The 23992-nt window shown below is 40.2% G+C and carries 40 protein-coding genes and 4 tRNA genes; 2 read left to right on the forward strand and 42 right to left on the reverse strand.

All coding sequences use genetic code 11. From position 1 onward, the window contains the following. Positions 1–304: 304 nt before the first annotated feature. The 5 genes from KS419_RS03280 to KS419_RS03300 form a co-directional block, all read right to left on the reverse strand. Positions 305–379: transfer RNA gene (locus tag KS419_RS03280), tRNA-Glu, on the reverse strand. A gap of 6 nt (positions 380–385) precedes the next feature. Then, positions 386–461, reverse strand: a tRNA-Thr gene (locus tag KS419_RS03285). A gap of 1 nt (position 462) precedes the next feature. Beyond that, positions 463–538: transfer RNA gene (locus KS419_RS03290), tRNA-Asn, on the reverse strand. 60 nt (positions 539–598) lie between these two features. Next, a tRNA-Asn gene (locus KS419_RS03295) sits at positions 599–674 on the reverse strand. A 179-nt stretch (positions 675–853) separates the two neighbouring features. Then, positions 854–1099, reverse strand: coding sequence for a hypothetical protein (locus KS419_RS03300; protein ID WP_217064661.1), 246 nt, complete (start codon positions 1097–1099; stop codon positions 854–856). 117 nt (positions 1100–1216) lie between these two features. Here KS419_RS03300 and pdaB point away from each other — a divergent pair, with 117 nt between their 5' ends. Continuing rightward, positions 1217–1978 (forward strand): polysaccharide deacetylase family sporulation protein PdaB, encoded by a 762-nt coding sequence (gene pdaB / locus KS419_RS03305; protein ID WP_217064662.1) that lies wholly within the window; start codon positions 1217–1219, stop codon positions 1976–1978. 36 nt (positions 1979–2014) lie between these two features. Here the strand turns inward: pdaB and KS419_RS03310 are convergent, their stop codons facing one another. Further along, the gene (locus KS419_RS03310) at positions 2015–2656 is read right to left on the reverse strand and encodes a KinB-signaling pathway activation protein (protein ID WP_217064663.1); all 642 of its coding nucleotides are present in this window, start codon (positions 2654–2656) and stop codon (positions 2015–2017) included. Between the two features lie 206 nt (positions 2657–2862). Here KS419_RS03310 and gerD point away from each other — a divergent pair, with 206 nt between their 5' ends. Further along, complete coding sequence (gerD, locus tag KS419_RS03315; protein WP_343215021.1) at positions 2863–3471, forward strand: spore germination lipoprotein GerD; 609 nt, start codon at positions 2863–2865, stop codon at positions 3469–3471. Between the two features lie 44 nt (positions 3472–3515). On the opposite strand, the gene KS419_RS03320 is transcribed toward gerD, so the two are convergent. The 36 genes from KS419_RS03320 to rplB all read right to left on the reverse strand — a co-directional run bounded on the left by KS419_RS03320 (position 3516) and on the right by rplB (position 23983). After that, the gene (locus KS419_RS03320; RefSeq protein WP_217064665.1) at positions 3516–4565 is read right to left on the reverse strand and encodes an Mrp/NBP35 family ATP-binding protein; all 1050 of its coding nucleotides are present in this window, start codon (positions 4563–4565) and stop codon (positions 3516–3518) included. A gap of 106 nt (positions 4566–4671) precedes the next feature. Continuing rightward, entirely contained in the window at positions 4672–5382 is a 711-nt protein-coding gene (cwlD, locus tag KS419_RS03325; RefSeq protein WP_217064666.1) for an N-acetylmuramoyl-L-alanine amidase CwlD, read from the reverse strand. A 90-nt stretch (positions 5383–5472) separates the two neighbouring features. Beyond that, a complete protein-coding gene (locus KS419_RS03330; RefSeq protein WP_217064667.1) occupies positions 5473–5913 on the reverse strand; it encodes a DUF2521 family protein in 441 nt (146 codons plus the stop codon). 537 nt (positions 5914–6450) lie between these two features. Continuing rightward, positions 6451–6843: a 30S ribosomal protein S9 gene (gene rpsI, locus KS419_RS03335; protein WP_217064668.1), complete on the reverse strand. Its 393-nt coding sequence runs from the start codon at positions 6841–6843 to the stop codon at positions 6451–6453. A gap of 21 nt (positions 6844–6864) precedes the next feature. Next, complete coding sequence (rplM, locus tag KS419_RS03340) at positions 6865–7302, reverse strand: 50S ribosomal protein L13 (RefSeq protein WP_217064669.1); 438 nt, start codon at positions 7300–7302, stop codon at positions 6865–6867. Positions 7303–7513: 211 nt separating this feature from the next. Beyond that, positions 7514–8281 (reverse strand): tRNA pseudouridine(38-40) synthase TruA, encoded by a 768-nt coding sequence (gene truA / locus KS419_RS03345; protein ID WP_217064670.1) that lies wholly within the window; start codon positions 8279–8281, stop codon positions 7514–7516. Positions 8282–8296: 15 nt separating this feature from the next. Then, on the reverse strand, positions 8297–9100 hold the full coding sequence (locus KS419_RS03350) for an energy-coupling factor transporter transmembrane component T family protein (protein ID WP_217064671.1): 804 nt from the start codon (positions 9098–9100) through the stop codon (positions 8297–8299). A 4-nt stretch (positions 9101–9104) separates the two neighbouring features. Next, positions 9105–9971 (reverse strand): energy-coupling factor transporter ATPase, encoded by an 867-nt coding sequence (locus tag KS419_RS03355; RefSeq protein WP_217064672.1) that lies wholly within the window; start codon positions 9969–9971, stop codon positions 9105–9107. Further along, entirely contained in the window at positions 9947–10801 is an 855-nt protein-coding gene (locus KS419_RS03360; protein ID WP_217064673.1) for an energy-coupling factor transporter ATPase, read from the reverse strand. The genes KS419_RS03355 and KS419_RS03360 overlap by 25 nt, the downstream gene beginning before the upstream one ends. A gap of 122 nt (positions 10802–10923) precedes the next feature. Continuing rightward, entirely contained in the window at positions 10924–11286 is a 363-nt protein-coding gene (rplQ, locus tag KS419_RS03365; RefSeq protein WP_217064674.1) for a 50S ribosomal protein L17, read from the reverse strand. 63 nt (positions 11287–11349) lie between these two features. Further along, entirely contained in the window at positions 11350–12294 is a 945-nt protein-coding gene (locus KS419_RS03370; protein ID WP_217064675.1) for a DNA-directed RNA polymerase subunit alpha, read from the reverse strand. 182 nt (positions 12295–12476) lie between these two features. Continuing rightward, positions 12477–12869, reverse strand: a complete 393-nt coding sequence (gene rpsK / locus KS419_RS03375) for a 30S ribosomal protein S11 (RefSeq protein WP_217064676.1) — start codon at positions 12867–12869, stop codon at positions 12477–12479. 18 nt (positions 12870–12887) lie between these two features. After that, positions 12888–13253, reverse strand: a complete 366-nt coding sequence (gene rpsM / locus KS419_RS03380; RefSeq protein WP_217064677.1) for a 30S ribosomal protein S13 — start codon at positions 13251–13253, stop codon at positions 12888–12890. A gap of 19 nt (positions 13254–13272) precedes the next feature. Continuing rightward, a complete protein-coding gene (gene rpmJ, locus KS419_RS03385; RefSeq protein WP_003322638.1) occupies positions 13273–13386 on the reverse strand; it encodes a 50S ribosomal protein L36 in 114 nt (37 codons plus the stop codon). Positions 13387–13430: 44 nt separating this feature from the next. Next, complete coding sequence (infA, locus tag KS419_RS03390; protein ID WP_010896341.1) at positions 13431–13649, reverse strand: translation initiation factor IF-1; 219 nt, start codon at positions 13647–13649, stop codon at positions 13431–13433. Between the two features lie 4 nt (positions 13650–13653). Beyond that, the gene (locus KS419_RS03395; protein WP_217064678.1) at positions 13654–13956 is read right to left on the reverse strand and encodes a KOW domain-containing RNA-binding protein; all 303 of its coding nucleotides are present in this window, start codon (positions 13954–13956) and stop codon (positions 13654–13656) included. 16 nt (positions 13957–13972) lie between these two features. Further along, the gene (map, locus tag KS419_RS03400; RefSeq protein WP_217064679.1) at positions 13973–14722 is read right to left on the reverse strand and encodes a type I methionyl aminopeptidase; all 750 of its coding nucleotides are present in this window, start codon (positions 14720–14722) and stop codon (positions 13973–13975) included. Beyond that, on the reverse strand, positions 14719–15372 hold the full coding sequence (locus KS419_RS03405) for an adenylate kinase (RefSeq protein ID WP_217064680.1): 654 nt from the start codon (positions 15370–15372) through the stop codon (positions 14719–14721). Before KS419_RS03405 ends, map begins: the two co-directional genes overlap by 4 nt. A 62-nt stretch (positions 15373–15434) precedes the next feature. After that, positions 15435–16727, reverse strand: a complete 1293-nt coding sequence (gene secY, locus KS419_RS03410) for a preprotein translocase subunit SecY (protein ID WP_217064681.1) — start codon at positions 16725–16727, stop codon at positions 15435–15437. Further along, positions 16727–17167, reverse strand: a complete 441-nt coding sequence (gene rplO / locus KS419_RS03415) for a 50S ribosomal protein L15 (protein ID WP_217064682.1) — start codon at positions 17165–17167, stop codon at positions 16727–16729. Before rplO ends, secY begins: the two co-directional genes overlap by 1 nt. A gap of 27 nt (positions 17168–17194) precedes the next feature. Then, positions 17195–17383 carry a 50S ribosomal protein L30 gene (gene rpmD, locus KS419_RS03420; RefSeq protein ID WP_088073134.1) on the reverse strand — a complete coding sequence of 63 codons (189 nt, stop codon included), beginning with the start codon at positions 17381–17383 and terminating at the stop codon, positions 17195–17197. Between the two features lie 13 nt (positions 17384–17396). Continuing rightward, the gene (gene rpsE, locus KS419_RS03425) at positions 17397–17894 is read right to left on the reverse strand and encodes a 30S ribosomal protein S5 (protein ID WP_217064683.1); all 498 of its coding nucleotides are present in this window, start codon (positions 17892–17894) and stop codon (positions 17397–17399) included. Positions 17895–17918: 24 nt separating this feature from the next. After that, positions 17919–18281: a 50S ribosomal protein L18 gene (gene rplR, locus KS419_RS03430; RefSeq protein WP_217064684.1), complete on the reverse strand. Its 363-nt coding sequence runs from the start codon at positions 18279–18281 to the stop codon at positions 17919–17921. A gap of 30 nt (positions 18282–18311) precedes the next feature. Continuing rightward, a complete protein-coding gene (gene rplF, locus KS419_RS03435; RefSeq protein ID WP_217064685.1) occupies positions 18312–18848 on the reverse strand; it encodes a 50S ribosomal protein L6 in 537 nt (178 codons plus the stop codon). A gap of 31 nt (positions 18849–18879) precedes the next feature. Further along, positions 18880–19278, reverse strand: coding sequence for a 30S ribosomal protein S8 (gene rpsH, locus KS419_RS03440; RefSeq protein WP_217064686.1), 399 nt, complete (start codon positions 19276–19278; stop codon positions 18880–18882). 27 nt (positions 19279–19305) lie between these two features. Next, complete coding sequence (locus KS419_RS03445; RefSeq protein ID WP_217064687.1) at positions 19306–19491, reverse strand: type Z 30S ribosomal protein S14; 186 nt, start codon at positions 19489–19491, stop codon at positions 19306–19308. A gap of 29 nt (positions 19492–19520) precedes the next feature. Then, complete coding sequence (rplE, locus tag KS419_RS03450) at positions 19521–20060, reverse strand: 50S ribosomal protein L5 (RefSeq protein ID WP_217064688.1); 540 nt, start codon at positions 20058–20060, stop codon at positions 19521–19523. A 29-nt stretch (positions 20061–20089) separates the two neighbouring features. Further along, positions 20090–20416 (reverse strand): 50S ribosomal protein L24, encoded by a 327-nt coding sequence (gene rplX / locus KS419_RS03455; RefSeq protein WP_217064689.1) that lies wholly within the window; start codon positions 20414–20416, stop codon positions 20090–20092. A 43-nt stretch (positions 20417–20459) separates the two neighbouring features. Beyond that, a complete protein-coding gene (gene rplN / locus KS419_RS03460) occupies positions 20460–20828 on the reverse strand; it encodes a 50S ribosomal protein L14 (protein WP_217064690.1) in 369 nt (122 codons plus the stop codon). 42 nt (positions 20829–20870) lie between these two features. After that, complete coding sequence (gene rpsQ, locus KS419_RS03465) at positions 20871–21134, reverse strand: 30S ribosomal protein S17 (RefSeq protein ID WP_217064691.1); 264 nt, start codon at positions 21132–21134, stop codon at positions 20871–20873. 21 nt (positions 21135–21155) lie between these two features. Continuing rightward, entirely contained in the window at positions 21156–21359 is a 204-nt protein-coding gene (gene rpmC, locus KS419_RS03470; RefSeq protein ID WP_217064692.1) for a 50S ribosomal protein L29, read from the reverse strand. Further along, entirely contained in the window at positions 21349–21783 is a 435-nt protein-coding gene (rplP, locus tag KS419_RS03475; RefSeq protein ID WP_217064693.1) for a 50S ribosomal protein L16, read from the reverse strand. Before rplP ends, rpmC begins: the two co-directional genes overlap by 11 nt. 2 nt (positions 21784–21785) lie before the next feature. Beyond that, entirely contained in the window at positions 21786–22445 is a 660-nt protein-coding gene (rpsC, locus tag KS419_RS03480) for a 30S ribosomal protein S3 (RefSeq protein WP_217064694.1), read from the reverse strand. Positions 22446–22447: 2 nt separating this feature from the next. After that, positions 22448–22789, reverse strand: a complete 342-nt coding sequence (gene rplV, locus KS419_RS03485) for a 50S ribosomal protein L22 (RefSeq protein ID WP_217064695.1) — start codon at positions 22787–22789, stop codon at positions 22448–22450. A 21-nt stretch (positions 22790–22810) separates the two neighbouring features. Continuing rightward, positions 22811–23089, reverse strand: coding sequence for a 30S ribosomal protein S19 (gene rpsS / locus KS419_RS03490; protein ID WP_217064696.1), 279 nt, complete (start codon positions 23087–23089; stop codon positions 22811–22813). Between the two features lie 63 nt (positions 23090–23152). Continuing rightward, positions 23153–23983: a 50S ribosomal protein L2 gene (gene rplB / locus KS419_RS03495; RefSeq protein WP_217064697.1), complete on the reverse strand. Its 831-nt coding sequence runs from the start codon at positions 23981–23983 to the stop codon at positions 23153–23155. Positions 23984–23992 lie beyond the last annotated feature (9 nt).

Here is a 23992-nt window from a genome sequence, read left to right on the forward strand (position 1 = left end):
GTTTCTTTTAAACAATCGGTTTTGGAATAGGGCGGCGAATCTCTTCGTCAGCTTCTCTCTTTCAGATCCTCACGTACCTAAAAGTACGTTCCGGTTCCTCTCTCGCTTGCTTCCTCGACCTTCTTGTCTCTTTTAAACAATCGGTTTTGGAATAGGGCGGCGAATCTCTTCGTCAGCTTCTCTCTTTCAGATCCTCACATACAGTATGTTTCTTTGATGAAAATCCGTCGAAACAACTCGTAGCTATCTCATGATGTTTTGCTCGTCGCTCCGGTTCCTCTCTCGCTTGCTTCTAAAAAGGATTTGGTGACCCGTACGGGATTCGAACCCGTGTTACCGCCGTGAAAGGGCGGTGTCTTAACCGCTTGACCAACGGGCCACTATTTGGAGCTTCCTAGCGGGCTTGAACCGCTGACCTCATCCTTACCATGGATGCGCTCTACCTACTGAGCTAAGGAAGCATGGCTCCACAGGTAGGACTCGAACCTACGACCGATCGGTTAACAGCCGATTGCTCTACCAACTGAGCTACTGTGGAATATTGAAGCAAAATACAATAAGAAATGTTTCTTTGCTCAGAAGTAACATAAAAAATAATTGGCTCCACAGGCAGGACTCGAACCTGCGACCGATCGGTTAACAGCCGATTGCTCTACCAACTGAGCTACTGTGGAACATCATTACTTCCATTAGCTTGGAAATGCTTGACGAGACATATGATATAATACTATTTTTCCCGTGAAAACGCAAGGGATTATCTCAAAGAAAACATAGTTATTATTTTCCTCATATTAGCGTCAATTTAAACATAATTTACACAATGAAATTAATATAACAAGTGAATTTCTTCTTGTCAATCAGATTGTGATTTTTCGTATTTTCCACCGTATTGTCTTTGTCTTACATATTGCATGTACTCCTTCTGAGGAGTAAATCGTTTATATAATTTAAAGATCATTTGGTATCTTTCTTCCATGGCCCGTTTAACAATACCGTCAATTCGTGAATCTGATAAGTCAAGGAGTAGCTCCTCTAACTCCCGCTTTAATAAATACTCCATCTCTTGTGCCTCTTTACCATTTAACATTACGCCTAACACACAACCACCTCCAAATAATCTACATAAGGCATTATTTTCGGTTTTTGTAAATTTTATTCATATATGCCTGTCCATTGAATAGATATAAAGTAAAGAATGGGACAAGGAGGAGCAAAAATGAATTTTATTTGGGTGTGGAATGCCAAATCATTAAAAAGATATATGGTCGTTGCAGTTGCGGCATTATTTACTGCTGGAATTCTCTGGACAGGCCAGTCACAAGTACCGGTTTTTACAACAGATGATCAGCCAGTAGCAATCTATAAAGTAAATGCTGAAGACAAGCGAATCGCCCTTACATTCAATATTAGTTGGGGGGAGGAGAGGGCAATACCTATATTAGATACTTTAAAAGAACATGAGATTGACAATGCCACATTCTTTATATCTGCAGCATGGGCGGAAAGACACCCAGAAGTGGTAGAGAGAATGGTAGAGGATGGACATGAAATCGGAAACCATGGCTTCCGTCATGAGCACTATACGAATTGGGATGATGAGAAGATAAAAAGTGATATACAAACGTCCCATCGAATTATACAGGAAGTAACTAAAGAGGGACCTACTTATTTACGGCCGCCTAACGGAAGTTTTGATGAACGCGTATTAAAAATTGCTGAAAATTTAAATTATGATGTTATACATTGGAGTATTGATTCAAAGGATTGGGAAAACCCAGGTGTAGATGCAATTGTGGAAAACGTAACTTCTCAAGTGACAAATGGCGATATTGTCTTACTCCACGCTTCTGACTCTGCTAAACAGACGAAAGAGGCACTCCCGCAAATTATAGCAGAGTTAAATGAACAAGGGTTTAAGTTCACTAATGTTTCTGATTTAATTTCAGGAGCTGAAGTTTCGACAGAAGAAATACAATAATCTCTTCCAATCAGAGATCATACAAAAAGCTCAGCCCTATTTAGAAGGCTGAGCTTTTATGTTTCTTCTTTTCTTCAAAGTATTAGATGGTTCATCTGATTCATGGAGCCGATGAAGCACTAAAAGCTGCCAAGTATTAGCAATCAATAGTGGTACAATTGCAGTTAACAAAAAGGTAAAATCATTTTCTCTTAAAGCTGGTATCCACTCTATCGTTGTAACAACCACCATAAAAAAGAGTGCTGGTATAAAAGCTGATATGTTGGTCTCCTTGCTTTTTATATATGCAACAATAACACCATATCCAAGTAAAAGGGTCGGGAGTATAGCATAACCTAACATACCTTCTCCATCTTCCGCAAAGAGCATATGACGAAAGAACATTAAATCAAACAGGGCAAATGCAATTAGAACGATCTGGACTTTATTCCATAACTTAACCGACTTAAATATTCCAAGTCCAAACCGGTGAATAGTTAAATAAGCAAAAAAACCCATTTGTGCAATAACAGTCCAAATCGATGCGGTAATGATAATCATTACAAATCCACCGAACTGCCCTTTACTTAAATCTAAAATGTGCGTATGCCAATCTAAAATAAATCCAATTAGAAAACCTGAGAATGTACCAATTAGAAACGTTGTATAAAATAAAAACACAACTTTTTTTGTATTCACTTTAATATCCTCCTGTATGTCAGTCCATTTCCCATTTTATCAAAATTTCTTTTTATTTCGCTAGTTTTTTCTTTATTTCCTTATTTTTTTCAAATATTCACCCGTTCTAAACTGCATAATATAAAAAAATTATACCCATATTAATATTAAAACCAAGTCAAATTCCTTTTGCCATAATTAGCCTATACAGAAAGGAGCCTGCTCCTGTGTGGCATAATCAACATAAAAAATCTTTTATACTAATCAGTTTCCTTCTTATCCTCATTACAGGTTGTGCGGCCATGGAAGATCAACAAAGTTCACAACCAGATTATGAAAGCACAAAAAAAATGATGGTGGACATGTTAAAAACCGATGAGGGTAAAGAAGCCATTAAAGAAGTTTTACAGGATGAAGAAGTGAAGAAAGAATTAGTGATGGAAGAATCCTTCGTTAGGGAAACCGTTCAAACGACATTAACATCCGATGCTGGAAAAGAATATTGGACAAGTCTGATGCAGGACCCTGAATTTGCAAAATCATTTGCTGAAAGCATGCAAAATCAGAATGAACAAATTCTAAAAAGTCTAATGAAAGATCCAGAATATCAAGGAATGATGATTTCTGTTATGAAAGACCCTGAGATGGAAGAGGAATATCTAGAAATAATGCAAAGTAAAGAATATCGTCAACAAGTACTAAACGTCATGTCTGATGCATTTGAGAGTCCTTACTTTGTTGCAAAACTTAATGAGATTATGGGTAATGTTGCCCAAAAGCAGATGGAAAAACAAGATAAAGAAAATGAAACGAAAGAGGAATCAGGAGGAGAGTAATAAAATAAGGGCACTTCCACATTTTGGCAGTGCCCTGTTTTACATTATTTTTTTGTTTTTCCAATAACCTTCGTTGCCATTTCCATATATAACTTCCCAATGGGATGATCTGTATCATAAATAGATGGAGCGAAGTTTTCCTCATCAATCACTGGTTGTCCTAATGGAATTTGAGACAAAACTTCTGTATTTAATTCTTCAGCTAGTTTTTGTCCTCCACCTTTTCCAAAAACATATTCCTTTTCACCAGTTACCTTGCTTTCAAAATAAGCCATATTTTCCACAACACCAAGAATTTCATGTTCGGTTTTAATAGCCATTGCTCCCGCTCTCGCCGCCACAAAGGCCGCTGTTGCATGTGGGGTAGTAACAATAATCTCTTTCGAAGAAGGCAGCATAGAGTGGACATCTAAAGCCACATCGCCTGTTCCTGGAGGAAGGTCAAGGATTAAGTAATCTAAATCATCCCATTCCACCTCTGAAAAAAAGTTATTAAGCATTTTACCAAGCATTGGGCCTCGCCAAATAATCGGAGAGTTATCTTCCACAAAAAATCCCATCGAAATAACTTGTACATCAAATCTTGTTACTGGGTAAATCTTTTGCCCAACAACCTTCGGACGTTCTTCAATACCCATCATATCCGGAACACTAAAACCATAAATATCAGCATCAATTATCCCAACTTTTTTTCCTTCCCTTGCTAAGGAAACCGCTAAATTTACAGAAACCGTCGACTTCCCTACACCACCTTTTCCGGAAGTTACAGCAATAAACGTTGTTTTATCTTGTCGGTCTAATAGTGATTTTCCTTCTCCTTGGGTAGCTCCACCATGTTTAGCCACTTCTTCATCCGCCATTTTTTCAAATCGTAAACCAACGGACTCTGCACCTACATTCTTAACAGCAGTCACTATCTCCTGTTGTAATTGCATTTGTTCCGCAGTTCCCGGTTGAGCAATCGCTAATTTTAAACTAACCATATTATTTTTAATCTTAAGTTCTTTAATGGCATTTAAGTCCACAAGACTTTTATTGAGAATTGGCTCTTGAACAGTTTTTAAAGCATTAAGTACTTGTTCTTCTGTTAACACGTAAACACCGCCTTTTTTCCCTGTGTATTCGTTATCATTCCCACTTAGTATAACATACTTCCAACATTCCCATGATGATTTAGATCACAGCAATAAGACCCACTACCTATTCCGGAAGTGGGTCTCCCCCTAAATAACGAAGAATTCCTTCATATATAGAAGCAGCTACTTTTTGCTGATATTCTTTTGTTGCCAAGAGTTGTGCTTCCGTAGGATTGGATAAAAACCCAACCTCCACTAAAGCCCCTTGTATTTTTGCTTCCTTTATTAAATAAACATTATTAATTGGCTTAGCTTGCCGCGTTGTATTCTCCAGGTTTCTTGTTAACTCTCCTTGAATATGTTTGGCTAGCTCTTCATTACCCTCTATTGTTCGATTATAGAAGGTCTGTGCTCCACTCCATTTGGAAGATCCTATGGCATTTAAATGTAAACTGATAAACAAATCAGAATTTGTGTCGTTGATCATCGCTACCCTATTTTTTAAATCTTCTATCTTTCGGGATCGAATACGTTTTGTATCTTCAGATGCAAGATCATGATCCCCTTCCCGTGTCATTAAAACGAGTGCACCTGCTTCTTGAAGATAATCCCGTAACATTAAACTAATTTCAAGGGAGATGTCCTTTTCTAGATCTCCTTGCTTTGACGATGCTCCCCCATCTATTCCTCCATGTCCTGGATCCAAGACAATGACTTTTCCTGATAACGGTATGTTCCACCCTGCTGTTTCTTGACTAATTTGCCTAATCTCTAGAAATATGATCAGTAAACCAACAAGAATACCACTAATAACAAGCATCCATATCCTTTTCATAAACCATACCCCACCCCTTCCATTCCTATATATATGGGACGAGGTATGAATTATGACTTTATGTTAAATTGTATACTGACTTAAAATTTATTAATGCAACCTTAGACGGTAACGACGCTCACCCTCTGTAAAACCTTTATTCCACCACCTATTAATAAATGCTTTACTCCGTTCATATTGGATATCTTTTTCTTTTTCTGTCAATGTAAACCAGGCAGTAAATTGACTTGCGGTTTGAGTGATAAAGGTATCTAATTCATCCTTACACCTTGTTTGAACTTGTTCAGCAGTCTCCCCATAGTAACCGAACCTCCCATATTCTGACCCCAGGAGATAAGCATCGATTCCTATGTCTAAACAAAAATCCACTAAATAAAGTTTACTTACCGTTTCCGCACCTATAAGTTGATCAAAAAACTGCTCATTAACATCTTTTCTCATCTCTTCTATAGATAAGGAGCGAAGCATATTACGTTCAAATTTCCATTGCTTCTTTCTTCTCTTTTCTCCTAAATTGGTTATGACATTCATATGATATCTCCTCTGTTTTTATTTGTTAGTGTTAAACTACAGGGAGATTTCATTAGGGCAAATACTTGGTATCAGAAGTGAATTCTCACCATGGTAATCATTCCATAGCATACAGAAACTCCAATACAAAAGCTGATTATCCCTCTATTTTTTTAATAACACATAAAAAAACGCATCCACTTCCTTGATCAGAGAGGAAATATTTCTTTGTAAAGTAAATAACATTAGAAGCCATAATAAGTTCTAAAGAGAAAATATTCGCACAAGGTTCACAAGGCTCTGTTATATTTTGTTGTTGATTTTCACTTCAGGACTCTCGCTTTCACCACAGGCACAAGTGCGACATCCATGTCTACTCTCTTCGATTGTATACATGGTGTCTTCTTAGCCGCGGACGGTTCGGGAGCCTCCTCGTCGCTGGAGCTAGATGTCTTTTGTGAACAATGAACGTATCCACATTAATTCCATTATAGTTTCCTAAACAATAAATAAAAGCCCCCAACCATAATCGGTTGAGAGCCTTTGAAGTGTTGATAATTAACGCTTTGAGAACTGAGGTGCACGACGAGCAGCTTTAAGACCGTATTTCTTACGCTCTTTCATACGAGCATCACGAGTCAAAAATCCTGCTTTTTTAAGTGCTGCACGATATTCAGGATCTGCTTCTAGAAGAGCACGGGCAACTCCGTGACGGATTGCTCCCGCTTGTCCTGTATATCCACCACCATGAACGTTTACTAAAACGTCATAAGTACCTTCTGTTTGTGTTTCCACAAGTGGTTGTTTAACAATTAATTTTAAAGTTTCAAGGTCAAAGTATTCGTTAATATCTCGGTTGTTAATCACGATTGTTCCGTCACCAGGGACTAAACGTACACGTGCAACAGAGTTCTTACGACGACCTGTTCCATAATATTGAACCTGTGCCAAAAAAATTACCTCCTTCTATAATTAACCGCGTAACTCGTATGCTTCCGGCTTTTGTGCTTGGTGAGGATGTTCGCTTCCAGTGTAAACATGAAGCTTCATTCCTTGCTTACGTCCAAGAGAATTCTTAGGCAGCATTCCTTTGATTGCTAACTCAAGCATTCTTTCAGGTTTTTTGCTAAGCATTTCCCTTGCAGTAGTAGTCTTAAGACCACCTGGATGTTGACTGTGACGGTAGTATTTCTTCCCATCTAATTTGTTACCTGTTAAATGAATTTTTTCTGCATTGATTAAGATCACGTGATCTCCTGTATCAATGTGTGGTGTAAATGTCGGTTTATGCTTCCCACGAAGGATGCTAGCTACTTCACTAGCAAGACGACCAAGAGTTTGGCCTTCCGCATCAACAACATACCATTTACGTTCAACTTCTGTTGGCTTTGCCATATATGTCGTACGCATTTGTTTCCCTCCTAATAAACTTTCACAAAAACTATCGCGTCAATTTCTACATTAGATTCCGTACCCGGGGCTAGTGGGCATAAGAATACCGTATATCATCATATAACATATAAATCCCCATGTCAATAAGATGTTACACCAGGTTTCGTTGTCTTTGAATTTTTTTTAAAAAGTGGTGCTTTTATCACGATAAAACAGCAGATTTTTTCCTCTACTTTAAAAGATTTGCCAAATCCCCTTCGGAATAAACTACTTTCGAAAGATAGAGACCACATCCAGGAATTGTCGGTCCTGCAAGAGCCCTATCTTCCCCCTTAATGATATGAGGTATCTCTAACGGATCCATGTTTCCTTTCCCGATTTCAAGCAGTGTCCCCGTTAAAATTCGGACCATTTGATATAAAAAACCACTACCAACATACCGAAACGTCCACTCTGCTCCTTCGTTAGTGATCGAGAGGTTATATATTGTCCTCACTTTATCTACTACTGCTGTGCGTGGAGATGAAAAACTCGTGAAATTATGAGTACCTAGGAGGTGGTTTGCCCCCTCCAGCATGGCGTCCCGACATAGTTCTTCTCGTAGATGATAACTGTAGTTCCTGGTAAAGACGTTTTTCTCTTTTCCCGTGTTCACCCGGTAGATGTATTCTTTTCCCACTGTATGGTATCTCGCATGGAAATCTTCTCGTACGTAACTCCCTTCTACCACGACAATATCGTCAGGAACGACCGCATTTATCGCACGTTTCCAGCGATCTTCCGGTATATTTAACGGAGTATCGAAATGAATGGTTTGCCCTAGGCTATGAACCCCTGTATCCGTTCTTCCGGACGCTGTGATGGGCCAGGATGAGGATTTATGTATTTTCCCTAATGCCCGCTGTAATTCTCCCTGAACTGTTCGAGCATTAGGTTGTACCTGGTATCCGAAAAAATTTGTTCCATCATACGAAACAACGATTTTTACCCTTCGCATCTTAACAACCCCTATTTACATCAAGAATCTAGTGAATATTGCAGTCATAGAGTACAAAGTTAATATCACTAAAGCAATTGTATCCATCCTTTTCCAATAAAGGATTCTAAATTTTGTTCTACCTTCTCCCCCTTCATATCCCCTAGATTCCATGGCAATTGCTAAATCTTCTGCCCGATTTAAGGACTGTACAAATAAAGGAACAAGAACTGGAACAAAAGCTTTCACCCTCTTCCAAATGGACCCTTGGGTAAAGTTTGCCCCACGAGCCATTTGTGCCTTAATAATCTTCATAGCCTCTTCTAATAAGGTAGGAATAAATCGGAGTGCAATTGAGATCATAAACGCTAATTCATGGGTAGGCATTCCAACCTTTTTAAGAGGAAGCATTAGCGATTCCATCCCGTCTGTTAAATCAACCGGTGTTGTTGTTAAGGTTAATAAGGAAGCCATTATCACGAGAAGTAAAAGGCGAACACCTACCAATACACCTTCAAGAACTCCGCCTAAGTAGATGGTAACTATTGGTGTAGTAAATAGCACTGGTCCTTCTTTTGTCATAAAGAGATGCAATAAGAATGTAAATATAATAATAATTGCAATAAACCGCATCCCTCTCAAATAAAAGGTCAATGGAACATTGGCCAATCCAAAAGCTAAGACCGCTATTAATAATGCTACTCCAATGGAAAGTGGATGCCTACTGACAAAAAGAAATACCATAAAGAGCATCAAACAAATTAATTTTGCTCTAGGATCTAAACGGTGGACCTTCGAATGACCTGGGACATATTGTCCAATGATAATATGATCTAGCATCTTTTCATTGATCCTTTCTCAAAAAGGAGACAATTTCATCTACTGTCTCATTTAAATGAAACTTTAGAGTATCTATGTGTCCTTTTGATTTGTCCTTTAAGCTTTCTAGCAATCGAACCGTTTCTGGTTGGGATAAACCCGTTTTTCTTAACCTATCCCCTTGAAGAAACACTTCCTTTGGGGTACCTGTAAGATGGATCCCCCCCTGTTCTAACACTATTAGCTGATCACCATATTTTGCTGCGTCTTCCATATGGTGTGTTACTAAAATAATGGAGCGTTCTTCACTGACTTCGTACCATTTATAAAAGAGTTCCATTATATCCTCTTTACCTTGTGGATCTAACCCTGCAGTTGGTTCATCTAAAATCAGAGTTTTTGGATTGCTAGCCAATACTCCTGCAATGGCTACCCTTCTCATCTGTCCTCCACTTAAATCAAACGGAGACCGTTCATAAAGACCTTCTTCTATGCCAACAAGTTTTAGACTTTCCTTAGCCCTTTTTTCGGCTTCTTCCTGAGACATACCAAAGTTCATGGGACCGAACGCAACATCCTTCAAAATCGTTTCATGGAACAACTGGTGTTCTGGATATTGGAATACCATTCCAACATCTTTACGTACATCATACAAATGTTTTTGTTTCGTATCACGTTTGATTTCTCTATTCCCGATCTGTATGGAACCATCTGTTGGCTTCAGCAGCCCATTAAATAACTGAATAAGCGTTGATTTCCCTGATCCTGTATGGCCGATTAATACTGTGTAAGAATTGGGCTCTAAGGTTAGATTAATGTTTTGAAGAGCTGTTTTTTCAAAAGGGCTTCCCACCATATATGTAAACTTCACATTTTTTGCTTCCATGTACATAGTGCGTCCACCAACTCTTTCTGATTTGTTATCTGGGGAGATATTTCAAATAAATTAATCCCTTTTTCTTTCAATTTCGATTGTACTTCAAATTCAAAAGTAGGTTTTAGGAGAGATTTTTTTAATAATTCTTCATCCCTTAGCACTTCTATTGGTGGAGCATCCTTAAGGATTTTCCCTTCCTTCATTACGATTATTCTATCAGAAAATAATGCCTCATTTAAATCATGTGTAATCATAATGACTGTCATGTTTACATCGTTATGTACTCTCCGAATATATTCCATCACTTCTTTTCGGCCCACCGGATCCAACATGGACGTCGCTTCATCAAGAACAACAACCTTTGGTTTCATTGCAATAACACCAGCTATGGCTACCCTCTGCTTTTGACCACCTGATAAGCGATGAGGTTCTTGTTTTTCAAAACCTTCCAAACCCATAATCTTTATACTTTCTTTGACTCTTTCGATCATTTCTTCCCGTGGAACACCTGTGTTTTCCAGTCCAAAAGCAACATCATCCTCTACCGTCGGTGCTACCAATTGATTATCTGGATTTTGAAAAACCATCGCAACGAGCTTACGAACTTTCCCTTGATTTTGTCTTTCCTTAGTATTAAGACCATAAATATAAACCTCTCCATCCTCATCTGGAATAAAAAGGGCATTTAAAAATTTTGCTAATGAGGATTTTCCTGATCCATTATGGCCAACAATAGTAATCCATTCCCTTTCTTTAATAGTAAGATTTATGTCCGTTAAAACATATGGTTCATTAGGCCGGTATTGAAAGGATAGATTATGTATTCGGACAATATCTTTGTTCACAGTAGCACCTCCATTTGGGTAATGCTTTAGTAAGCCCTAACTACAAAAAAAGGGCACAGAACCAGTATCTGATATCAGATCTGGTTTCTCGCCCTTTGAAGAATCAATTCTTTATGCATCCATTACACGAGCTCAATGATCGCCATTTCTGCACCGTCTCCACGGCGAGGTCCTAGCTTAAGAACACGTGTATATCCACCTTGGCGCTCTTCATAGCGTGGTGCAATGTCATCAAATAACTTTTGTACCGCATTAACGCCAGTCTCTTGGTCTGCTAATTCATTACGAATGAATGCAGCAGCTTGTCGACGGGCATGCAAATCACCACGTTTACCAAGTGTAATCATTTGATCCACTATCGAACGAAGTTCTTTTGCTTTAGGTACTGTTGTTTCAATGCGTTCGTTGATGATTAAGTCTGTCGCTAAATCACGGAACAATGCTTTACGGGCACTGCTATCACGACCTAATTTTCTGTATCCCATGAGAGTCCCTCCTTCTCAAGTCAAATTCTACGTATCAACTAGCCTAACTGATGAAAGGGAAAACTATTCTTCCTTGCGAAGACCTAAACCTAATTCACCAAGCTTCTCCTGAACTTCCTCAAGAGACTTTCTTCCCAGGTTACGCACTTTCATCATATCTTCTTCCGTTTTCTGAGTTAACTCTTGAACGGTATTTATGCCTGCACGTTTCAAACAGTTGTAAGAACGTACGGACAAGTCTAATTCCTCGATCGTCATTTCAAGCACTTTCTCTTTTTGGTCTTCTTCTTTCTCGACCATGATCTCTGCGTGTTGGGCTTGGTCTGTTAAGCCAACAAAAATATTTAAATGCTCAGTTAAGATTTTTGCGCCAAGGGATACTGCTTCTTCTGGACGAGTACTTCCATCAGTCCAAACATCTAACGTTAATTTGTCATAGTTTGTTATCTGTCCAACTCGCGTATTTTCCACTTGATAGTTTACACGGGCTACTGGCGTGTAAATGGAGTCAACTGGAATAACACCAATTGGAAGTTCATCTGATTTATTTCCTTCCGCAGGAACATATCCTCTGCCACGACTCGCTGTTACTTTCATATGAAATTGAGCTCCCTTTGAGAGAGTTGCAATATGAAGGTCAGGGTTTAAAACCTCCACATCACTGTCATGCATAAAATCTGCCGCAGTGACAACACCTTCTCCTTGCGCTTCAATTTCTAAAGTTTTTTCCTCTTCCGAGTAAATTTTCAGAGCGAGTTTTTTCAAGTTTAAAATGATAGACGTAACATCTTCAACTACCCCTTCAATGGTAGAGAACTCATGTAATACTCCATCAAATTGAACACTTGTTACTGCTGCGCCAGGAAGTGAGGATAATAGGATTCGACGGAGAGAGTTCCCCAACGTTGTTCCATACCCTCGCTCTAATGGTTCAACAACAAATTTTCCATACGATGCATCTTCTCTAATTTCAACCGCTTCAATCTTTGGCTTTTCTATTTCGATCATTTAAACAAACCCTCCTTCAAAACGTCGAAACCCCGGTTGAATCGATAGGTTCAACCGGAATCCCTCATTGGGCACATCCCGACCTGTCACGAAACCGTCAATACCTTACAAAGAGCCATTTTCGGCCATAGACTCTTAATCCATTATTGACAAGGGTATGGCCTTCCATACCTCTGATGCGACTATACTCTACGACGTTTTGGCGGACGGCATCCGTTATGTGGTACTGGAGTAACATCTTTAATCATGTTTACTTCTAAACCAGTTGCTTGAAGAGAACGAATTGCAGCTTCTCGTCCAGCACCAGGGCCTTTAACGGAAACTTCAACTGTCTTCATCCCATGCTCCATTGCTGCTTTAGCTGCAGTTTCAGCTGCAGTTTGTGCTGCGAATGGTGTGGATTTACGTGAACCTTTAAAGCCTAGTGCACCAGCACTTGCCCAAGATATCGCATTTCCACTAGTATCCGTAATCGTAACAATCGTATTATTAAAAGTAGAACGAATGTGCGCAATGCCGGATTCAATATTTTTACGTTGACGACGCTTTGAACGAGTCGTTTTCGGTTTAGCCATAATCGACAAATACCTCCTTTACTTCTTCTTGTTTGCTACTGTACGACGTGGACCTTTACGAGTACGTGCATTGTTCTTCGTTTTTTGCCCTCGAACAGGCAATCCACGACGATGACGGATACCACGGTATGAACCGATTTCGATTAGACGTTTAATGTTTAAGGAGATTTCACGACGAAGATCACCTTCCACCTTAAATGCATCAATCGCTTCACGGATCTTACCAAGCTCATCTTCTGTTAAGTCACGAACTCGAGTATCTTCAGATACACCTGCATTTTTTAGAATTTCACTAGCTCTTGAACGTCCAATTCCATAAACGTACGTTAAAGAAACGACAACTCGCTTGTCACGAGGAATGTCGACACCTGAAATACGTGCCATTGGTTTACACCTCCTGTGATTAACCTTGTTTTTGTTTGTGTTTAGGGTTTTCGCAAATTACCATGACGGTTCCTTTTCGGCGAATAACCTTACATTTTTCACATATTGGCTTGACTGACGGTCTTACCTTCATGATTTATACCTCCTTATGTTGCTGCGGAGTGACAATTTTTTTTGTTATTTATAACGATACGTGATTCGACCACGCGTTAAATCATACGGAGACAATTCTACAGTAACTTTATCACCTGGTAAAATGCGAATGAAGTGCATACGGATTTTACCAGAGACATGTGCCAAGATTTTATGTCCGTTTTCTAATTCGACGCGGAACATTGCATTTGGTAACGGCTCAATAACCGTACCTTCAACTTCGATTACATCTTCTTTGGCCATGAATTTACTCCCCTTCCTTCAGGAAATTATCATCTATATAAGTTGAAATTGCAAATCGCAATTTGGCATTGGTAACACGACCAGTTTCAACAATGCTATTTTTCACTTCCGAGGCATAGATGTCCAGCCGCTCAATATGCTGTATATTCTTCTTCTTTGCACGATCCACTTTCCGTTTATCCCCATCAGCGATTCGTACAAATCGAGAATCCAGTATTTCAATAACAAAAGCGTACTGTCCTTTGTCCCGTCCACTCAATATTCGCACAAGCTCTCCCACTTGCGGAATCGAATCCGGATCTTTCATTTAGTGACCACCTTCATCATTCGGTTTTTGTCAGTATTTCATATCCTTCATCTAGAATAGCAATGGTGTGTTCAAAATGGGCACACATTTTTCCATCAGTGGTCACTACCGTCCAATTATCCTTTAAGGTTCGAACATGTCGTGATCCAGCGTTAACCATTGGTTCAACAGCTAAAACCATACCTGGTTTAAGGCGTGGGCCTTTCCCTGGTGGTCCGAAGTGTGGAATCTGAGGGTCTTCATGAAGTTCTTGCCCTACCCCATGACCGACATATTCCCTTACTACAGAAAACCCGTATGCCTCCACATATGTTTGGATGGCATGAGATATGTTTGATAGCCTTTCTCCTGGTTTAGCTTCTGTAAGTCCTTTATATAACGAATTCTCTGTGACTTCAAGAAGCTTTTTACTTGCTTCGGATATTTCCCCGACTGGATAGGTCCATGCAGAGTCCCCATGATACCCATTATAGTTAGCGCCAATATCAATACTGATAATATCGCCTTCCTTGAGTACCCTTTTCCCTGGAATTCCGTGTACCAATTCCTCGTTTACTGAAGCGCAGATACTTCCAGTAAATCCATTATAGCCTTTAAAAGATGGAATCGCATCATGCTGGCGTATAATTTTATCCGCAATGCTGTCTAATTCCAAAGTTGTTATACCAGGCTTGATGTGTTTTTTAAGCTCCTGATGGGTTAAAGCAACTATTTGACCTGCAACACGCATAATTTCTAATTCTCTCGGCGTCTTACAAATAATCATTTATTGCTTCCTTTCAAGATAGCATCAAGATCTTCAAAAACTTCTTGAATGTCTTTATTCCCATTTAAGTTTCGAAGATAGCCCTTTTCATGATAGAAGTTTACCAATGGCTTTGTTTGCTCTAAGTTCACTTCTAACCGCTTTTCAACAGTCTCAGGCTTATCATCGTCTCGTTGTATCAGTTCGCTGCCATCTTTATCACATTTACCAGATACTTTCGGAGGGTTATAGATCTCATGATACGTTGCTCCGCATGTTGGGCATATCCAACGACCAGTCAGACGCTTAAATAAATCCTCTTTCGGTACTTCAATGTATAAAACATGATCCAACTGCCGATCAAGGTCTTCAAGCATTTCATCTAATGCGGACGCTTGTGCGACAGTCCTCGGAAAGCCGTCTAATAAGAATCCTTTTTTACAGTCATCATTACTAAGGCGCTCCCGAACGATACCAACAGTAACCTCGTCTGGGACAAGATTTCCTTTATCCATAAAAGCTTTAGCCTTAAGCCCAAGCTCTGTTCCATTTTTAATGGCAGTACGGAACATATCTCCTGTGGAAATATGTGGAATTCCGTATTTATTAACAATTTTCTCTGCCTGAGTTCCTTTACCAGCACCCGGAAGACCCATTAGGATTAAATTCATTCTCTACCCCTCCACCGTTTTAGTCAAGATCGAAAGCAAAGGGAGATAGTCTCCCTTTCAAATTATTTAATAAATCCTTTATAGGATCTTTGGATTAATTGGCTTTCAATCTGTTTCATCGTATCTAAAGCCACTCCAACAATAATCAGTAAACCCGTACCGCCAATTTGAACCGCTGGCGGAAGTCCTGCTAACTCCGTAAAGAAGACAGGGATTACAGAAACTGATGCTAGGAATAGCGCTCCGACGAATGTCAAACGATATAGGATTCGAGTGATATAAACCTGCGTCGTATGTCCGGGACGAATACCTGGAATATAACCGCCTTGTTTTTTCAAGTTCTCGGCCATTTGTTCCGGATTCACTTGGATAAATGTATAGAAGTACGTAAAACCAATGATTAACGCCGCATAGACGACAAGCCCAAATGGACGAGTATAATCAAAGTTTTGCGTTACCCATGTTGCAATAGTACTGTCATCTCCAATTAACCCTGCCACTGTAGGTGGGAAAATGAAGAGTGCCATTGCAAAGATTACTGGAATTACCCCGGCTGAGTTTACTTTTAATGGCAAGTGGGTTGATTGCCCCCCCTGCGGTTTCCCAGCAACTAATTTCTTAGCGTACTGCACTGGAATTTTACGTAATGCTTGTTGTACAAAAATTACTCCAACTGTAATTGCTAAAACAGCAAGTAAAAGTAAAACGATAATCACGATATTAATAAAAAGTTGATCCCCTGCTTCTTGGATTTTCGTAGCGTAAATTTGATTTACAGCTGTTGGAATTCCAGCAGCGATACCACCAAAGATCAAGATTGATATACCGTTTCCTACTCCCTTTGCAGTTATTTGTTCCCCTAACCACATAAGAAAAGCAGTACCTGCAGTTAATGTTAGTGCAATTAGTAAATAGGTTGGTATGGTTGGATTTGGTACGAGCCCTTGGAATATATTATTAAACCCAATGGACATTGCCAATGCTTGAAAAAATGCAATGACAATCGTACCGTACCTTGTCACTTGGGCAAGCTTTCTTCTACCTGCTTCCCCTTGTTTAGACCATTCAGCAAATTTAGGCACAACATCCATTCGTAAAAGCTGCACAATAATGGACGCTGTGATATACGGCATGATTCCTGTTGCGAATATCGAGAAATTTTCTAACGCTCCACCACCAAAGGTATTAAGGAAACCAAAGGCGTTCATTTCTCCTGCAAAATCCAAAATGTCGGCATCCACACCCGGAGCTGGGATATGGGCCCCAATGCGAAAGACGATGAGCATCGCTAAAGTGAAAAGAATCTTTGTTCTTAGATCACCTACACGCATGATATTGGAAATAGTTCGAAACATTAAACCACCTCAGTCGTTCCGCCGGCAGCCTCAATAGCTTCTTTTGCTGTTGTTGAAAACTTGTGAGCCTTGACTGTCAACTTGCGCTCAAGTGTTCCATTTCCAAGAATCTTGATTCCGTCTTTTTCGTTTTTCACAACACCAGTTTCGATGAGACGTTCTGGTGTAACTTCTGTACCGTCTTCAAAACGATTTAGTGTCTCTAAATTCACTACTGCATACTCAACTCGTGTAGGGTTTGTGAATCCTCTTTTTGGTAGACGACGGAAGATTGGCATTTGCCCACCTTCAAATCCTGGACGAACACCGCCCCCGGAACGGGAATTTTGTCCTTTGTGTCCACGACCAGCAGTTTTACCATTTCCAGAACCGATTCCGCGTCCTACGCGATTTCGTACTTTGCGTGAGCCTTCAGCAGGTTTTAATTCGTGAAGTTTCATGTTGGCACCTCCTCAACTGTTTATGAATTAAGCTTCTACTTCTTTAACACTGACGAGATGAGAAACTTTGTTTACCATACCGCGAATTGCTGCATTGTCCTCTTGAACGACAGTGTGATTCACTTTACGAAGACCTAAAGTCTTCACTGTGACACGTTGATCTTCTGGGCGTCCGATCAAGCTACGTGTGAGGGTGATCTCTAATTTCTTTGCCATGCCAATTCCCTCCTTAACCTAGCAACTCTTCTACAGATTTGCCGCGTAGTTTAGCTACGTCTTCTGGACTTTTTACTGCTTTTAGTCCTTCAATCGTTGCACGCACCATATTAATCGGGTTATTGGAACCTAATGATTTTGATAGGATATCACCAACACCAGCTAATTCTAATACCGCACGAACAGGACCACCGGCGATTACTCCAGTACCTTCAGATGCAGGCTTTAAAAATACGCTTCCTGCACCAAATTCCCCAGTAATCTGATGTGGAATAGTTGTGCCTTGAATAGGTACGCTAATTAAGTTTTTCTTTGCGTCCTCAATAGCTTTACGGATCGCTTCTGGTACTTCTAGGGCTTTCCCCATACCAAAACCTACATGTCCGTTTTTATCTCCAACGACAACCAATGCTGCAAAGCGGAAACGACGTCCACCTTTTACTACTTTAGCAACACGGTTTACCGTAACGACTCTCTCTTCAAGTTCCAATTTATTTGGATCGATACGCATGAATTTCCCTCCTTCTAGCCTTGATTAGAACTTCAGACCAGCTTCTCGGGCTGCATCCGCTAGTTCTTGCACACGACCGTGATATAAGTAACCGCCACGATCAAACACGATTTTTTCATGACCTTTTTCAAGGGCACGCTTTGCTACAAGTTCACCGACTTGGCGAGCTGCTTCTTTATTTCCGCCGTTTTCAAGTTTTAGTTCTTTATCTAAGCTTGAAGCACTCGCAATCGTAACGCCAGATACGTCATCGATTAACTGTGCATAAATTTGCTTATTAGAACGGAAAACATTCAAACGAGGACGTTCAGCAGTACCAGTGATCGAACGACGAACGTGTGCGTGTCTTTTCTTACGTACCGCGTTCTTATTTGTCTTAGTGATCATTGAACGTCAGTCCTTTCTTTCCGTTATTTACTATTTACCTGTTTTACCTTCCTTACGACGAACTCTTTCACCTTCGTAACGAATTCCTTTTCCTTTGTAAGGTTCAGGTTTTCTTACAGCGCGAATATTTGAAGCCAAGGCTCCCACTTTCTCTTTATCGATTCCTTTAACCGTAATTTTCGTGTTAGCAGGAACATCGATTTCAAGACCATCTTCAGGTGTGAATTCTACCTGGTGGGATAAACCAACGCTTAATACTAATTTATTACCAGTTTTGGTTGCTCTGTAACCTACACCTACTAATTCAAGGTTCTTTTCATAACCTTTCGTTACGCCTTCAACCATATTGTTGATTACGCTTCTAGTAGTACCATGAAGAGCACGATGTTCTTTATTGTCTGTTGGACGTTCACCAACGATTTGGTTATCTTCTTTCTTCACAATCATATCTGCGTGAAGAGTTCGATTCAATTCGCCCTTTGGTCCTTTAACTGTGATTTGGTTTCCTTCAATTTTCACATCAACCCCTGAAGGAAGTTCCACTGGTTTTAAACCAATACGAGACATGCCTTACACCTCCATTCTTCCAATCAACTTATTACCAAATGTAAGCTAATACTTCTCCTCCAACTTGTTGTTGGCGAGCTTCTTTATCAGTCACCATTCCATTAGATGATGAAATGATTGCAATTCCTAATCCTCCTAGTACGCGTGGAAGCTGATCAGCTTTTGCGTAAACTCGAAGTCCTGGTTTGCTTATTCTCTTAAGTCCAGTGATTACACGTTCATTGTTAGCACCGTACTTAAGGAAAATACGAAGGATACCTTGTTTGTTATCCTCAATATATTCAAAATCACGAATAAAACCTTCGCGCTTTAAAATGTCAGCTACTTCACGCTTAATTTTTGAAGCTGGAAGCTCCAAACTATTGTGTCGAACAGTATTCGCGTTACGAATACGTGTAAGCATATCAGCAATAGGATCTGTCATGACCATCGTATTTACCTCCTTCCCTATACGGAATTACCAGCTTGCTTTTTTAACACCCGGAATATGACCTTTGTACGCAAGTTCTCGGAAACAGATACGGCATAGCTTAAACTTCCGAATTACACTGTGCGGTCTTCCGCAGCGTTCACAACGAGTATATTCTTGCACTTGAAACTTCTTAGGTCGCTTTTGTTTAGCGATCATAGATTTCTTTGCCAAGTTAGTCACTCCTCCCTTTTAGCACGAGCTTATTTTTGAAACGGCATGCCCATTTGAGTGAGTAGTTCACGTGCTTCTTCATCAGAATTAGCTGTCGTTACAATAACGATGTCCATCCCGCGAACTTTATCAACTTTATCGTATTCAATTTCCGGAAAAATTAATTGTTCTTTTACTCCAAGTGTATAGTTACCTCGACCATCAAAGGCTTTTTTAGAAACCCCACGGAAGTCACGTACACGTGGTAAAGAAACACTCACTAGTTTATCTAAAAATGCATACATTCTCTCGCCGCGTAGTGTTACTTTTGCACCAATTGGCATTCCTTCGCGGAGTTTGAATCCTGCTATCGATTTCTTTGCTTTTGTAATTAAAGGTTTTTGACCAGAGATTGCTGAAAGCTCCTCAACAGCTTTATCTAAAACTTTTGAGTTTTGTACAGCATCACCAACACCCATGTTAACTACAATCTTTTCAACTTTAGGTACTTCCATTACAGAAGAATAATTGAATTTCTCAGTTAATGCAGGAACGATATCTTTTCTATATCTCTCTTGCAGACGATTCATTGAGTAGACCTCCTTTCAGCCACTGACGATTACTTATCTAAAACTGCGCCAGATTTTTTTGCAATTCTTACTTTTTTCCCGTTCTCCACTTTATACCCAACACGAGTTGGATCACCCGTCTTCGGGTCGATTGGCATCACGTTGGAAGCGTGAATTGGCGCTTCTTGATTTAGAATACCACCTTGTGGATTGGCTTGGGATGGTTTTGCGTGTTTCTTAACCAAATTTACGCCTTCCACTAATACACGAGATTGACTTGGGTATGCTTCAAGGATTTTACCTTCCTTGCCTTTGTCTTTCCCGGAGATTACTTTTACTGTATCTCCCTTTTTAACGTGTAATTTCGTTTGAGACATGAGGGCACCTCCTTAACACCTAAATTTCCGATCATTTTTATTATTAAAGTACTTCAGGAGCTAAAGATACGATCTTCATAAACTGATTATCACGTAATTCACGTGCAACCGGACCGAAGATACGTGTCCCACGCGGGCTCTTATCGTCACGTACAATAACCGCAGCATTTTCATCAAATTTAATGTATGATCCGTCTGGACGACGAACACCGCTCTTAGAACGTACGATTACCGCACGAACAACATCACCTTTCTTGACAACGCCACCAGGTGTTGCTTGCTTTACAGTACAGACGATGACGTCTCCAATGTTAGCAGTCTTTCTCCCTGTGCCGCCAAGAACTTTAATGCACAATACTTCACGTGCTCCTGAGTTATCAGCTACTTTTAATCGACTTTCTTGTTGAATCATAGTTCTTTACCTCCCTTCAGGTAACCAAAACTTCTACTACTATTAGATAATAACAGCCTCTTCTACTACTTCGACCAGACGGAATCGTTTATCTTTAGATAATGGACGAGTTTCCATAATTCTTACGATGTCGCCAGTTTTTGCTGTGTTTTCCTCGTCATGAGCCTTTAGCTTTTTAGAGTACTTAACACGCTTTCCGTAGAGTGAGTGTGTTTTATACGTTTCTACAACAACTGTGATCGTTTTGTCCATTTTGTCAGATACAACACGACCAGTATAGCTCTTGCGATTGTTACGTTCTGTCACTGTGCAGACCTCCTCTCAGAGTTAATCGTTAGTGATTCCTAATTCTCTTTCACGCAATACCGTTTTTGCACGAGCAATTGCTTTTCTAACTTCGCGGATACGGGCTGGATTATCTAACTGTCCAGTCGCAAGTTGAAAGCGAAGATTGAATAGCTCTTCTTTTAAAGATTTCGATTTTTGTTCGATCTCGGCAGTGGTAAGGTTGCGAATCTCATTAGCTCTCATTTGCGTCACCACCCACTTCTTCGCGTTTTACAAATTTAGTTTTAATCGGAAGCTTATGAGAAGCAAGACGCAAAGCTTCACGAGCAACTTCTTCTGATACTCCAGCTACTTCAAACATAATTTTCCCTGGTTTAACAACTGCTACCCATCCTTCTGGAGCACCTTTACCGGAACCCATTCGGACTTCTAACGGCTTTGCAGTATACGGTTTATCTGGGAAAATTTTAATCCATACTTTACCTCCACGTTTCATATAACGTGTCATAGCAATACGTGCTGCTTCGATTTGACGGTTAGTGATCCATGATGCTTCTAGTGCTTGTAGACCGAATTCTCCAAAGGCAACTTCTGTTCCACCTTTAGCACGGCCTCGCATTTTTCCACGGTGTTCGCGTCGGAATTTTACACGTTTAGGCATTAGCATGATTATTTTCCTCCTTCCTCTTGTTTCGTTCCTTTCGTTGGAAGGACTTCACCACGGTAGATCCACACTTTCACACCAAGCTTACCGTAAGTAGTATCTGCTTCTGCAGTACCATAATCGATATCAGCTCTTAAAGTGTGTAGTGGAACTGTCCCTTCGCTATAAGATTCAGAACGAGCAATGTCTGCTCCACCTAGACGACCAGATACTTGAGTTTTAATACCTTGAGCACCTGAACGCATTGTACGTTGAATAGCTTGCTTCATCGCACGGCGGAATGAGATACGATTTTCTAATTGACGAGCAATGTTGTCAGCAACTAAACGAGCATCCATGTCCGGAGACTTTACTTCGTTAATGTTGATGTGTACACGCTTGCCAGTTAATTGATTTAATGCTTTACGTAGTGCTTCTACTTCAGATCCACCTTTACCAATAACCATTCCTGGTTTTGCTGTGAAAATCGTTACGTTTACGCGGTTCGCTGCACGCTCGATTTCAACTCTGGATAAAGATGCTTCTTTAAGACGCTTTTCTAAGTACTCACGAATTTTAATATCTTCGTGCAGTAGATTAGCATAGTCTTTGTCGGAGTACCATTTTGACTCCCAGTCTTTAATGATACCGACACGAAGCCCTATTGGATTTACTTTTTGACCCACATTTATCCCTCCTTCTTTTCTGTAAGAACAACCGTAATATGGCTAGTACGTTTGTTGATTCGGCTCGCACGTCCCATAGCACGTGGACGGAATCTTTTTAAAGTAACACCTTCGTCAACATATACTTTACTGACCACTAAATTGTCAGGTTCCATTTCATAGTTATGCTCAGCGTTCGCGATGGCTGAATTTAATAGCTTTTCAACCACTGGTGAAGCTTTTTTCGGTGTGAGGCGTAGTATTGAAATTGCTTCTCCTACACCTTTTCCACGAATTAAGTCTACCACTAGGCGAACTTTACGAGGAGCAATGCGCACTTGTTTTGCAATTGCTTTTGCTTCCATGGAAAGTACCTCCCCTCTTTATTAACGTCGAGTTTTCTTGTCGTCTGCTGCATGCCCTTTATACGTTCTTGTTGGTGCAAACTCACCAAGTTTATGTCCAACCATATCCTCAGAAATATAAACCGGTACGTGTTTGCGACCGTCGTATACGGCGATTGTGTGACCGATGAATTCAGGGAAAATAGTAGAGCGGCGTGACCAAGTTTTAATTACTCTTCTATCATCATTAGCGCTCATTACTTCAACTTTCTTCATTAAATGTTCATCGACAAAAGGTCCTTTTTTTAAGCTACGACCCATGATTGTACCTCCCTTCGCGATTGTGCTACGGCCCTACTACAAGAGAACCGTAGTAAAATCACGTTATTTTTTGCGACGACGCACAATATATTTATCCGTGTCTTTGTTTTTCTTACGAGTTTTGTATCCAAGAGTTGGTTTACCCCATGGAGACATAGGTGATTTACGTCCGATTGGCGCACGACCTTCACCACCACCGTGTGGGTGATCAACTGGGTTCATAACAGAACCACGAACTGTAGGGCGCTTACCCATCCAACGGGATCGACCAGCTTTACCAATGTTAACAAGTTCATGTTCTACGTTACCTACTTGACCGATAGAAGCGCGGCAAGTTGATAAGATTAAGCGTGTTTCACCAGAACCTAATCTTACAAGAACATATTCCCCTTCTTTACCTAACAATTGAGCTTCTGCTCCAGCAGATCGGACAAGTTGCCCACCTTTACCTGGTCTTAACTCAATATTGTGAAGAATTGTACCAACTGGAATGTCTTTTAATTGTAATGCATTACCAACTTTAATATCCGCATCTTTTCCAGACATGATTTCCATGCCCACTTTAAGACCTTTCGGTGCAATGATGTAACGTTTCTCACCATCAGCATAGTTAATTAATGCAATATTAGCAGAACGGTTAGGATCATATTCGATCGTAGCAACGCGCCCTGGAATTCCATCTTTGTCACGCTTGAAATCAATAACACGATATTGACGCTTATGCCCACCACCTTGGTGACGTACAGTCAAACGACCTTGGTTGTTACGGCCGCCTTTACTTTTCAACGGCTCAAGAAGTGACTTTTCTGGTTTGTCAGTCGTTAGGTCTTGAAAGTCTAACGTCGTCATACCACGTCGACCGTTTGTGGTTGGTTTATACTTTTTAATAGGCATCAGCTTTTC

Source organism: Evansella tamaricis, from assembly GCF_019042215.1.
GTDB classification, from domain to species: domain Bacteria; phylum Bacillota; class Bacilli; order Bacillales; family Salisediminibacteriaceae; genus Evansella; species Evansella tamaricis.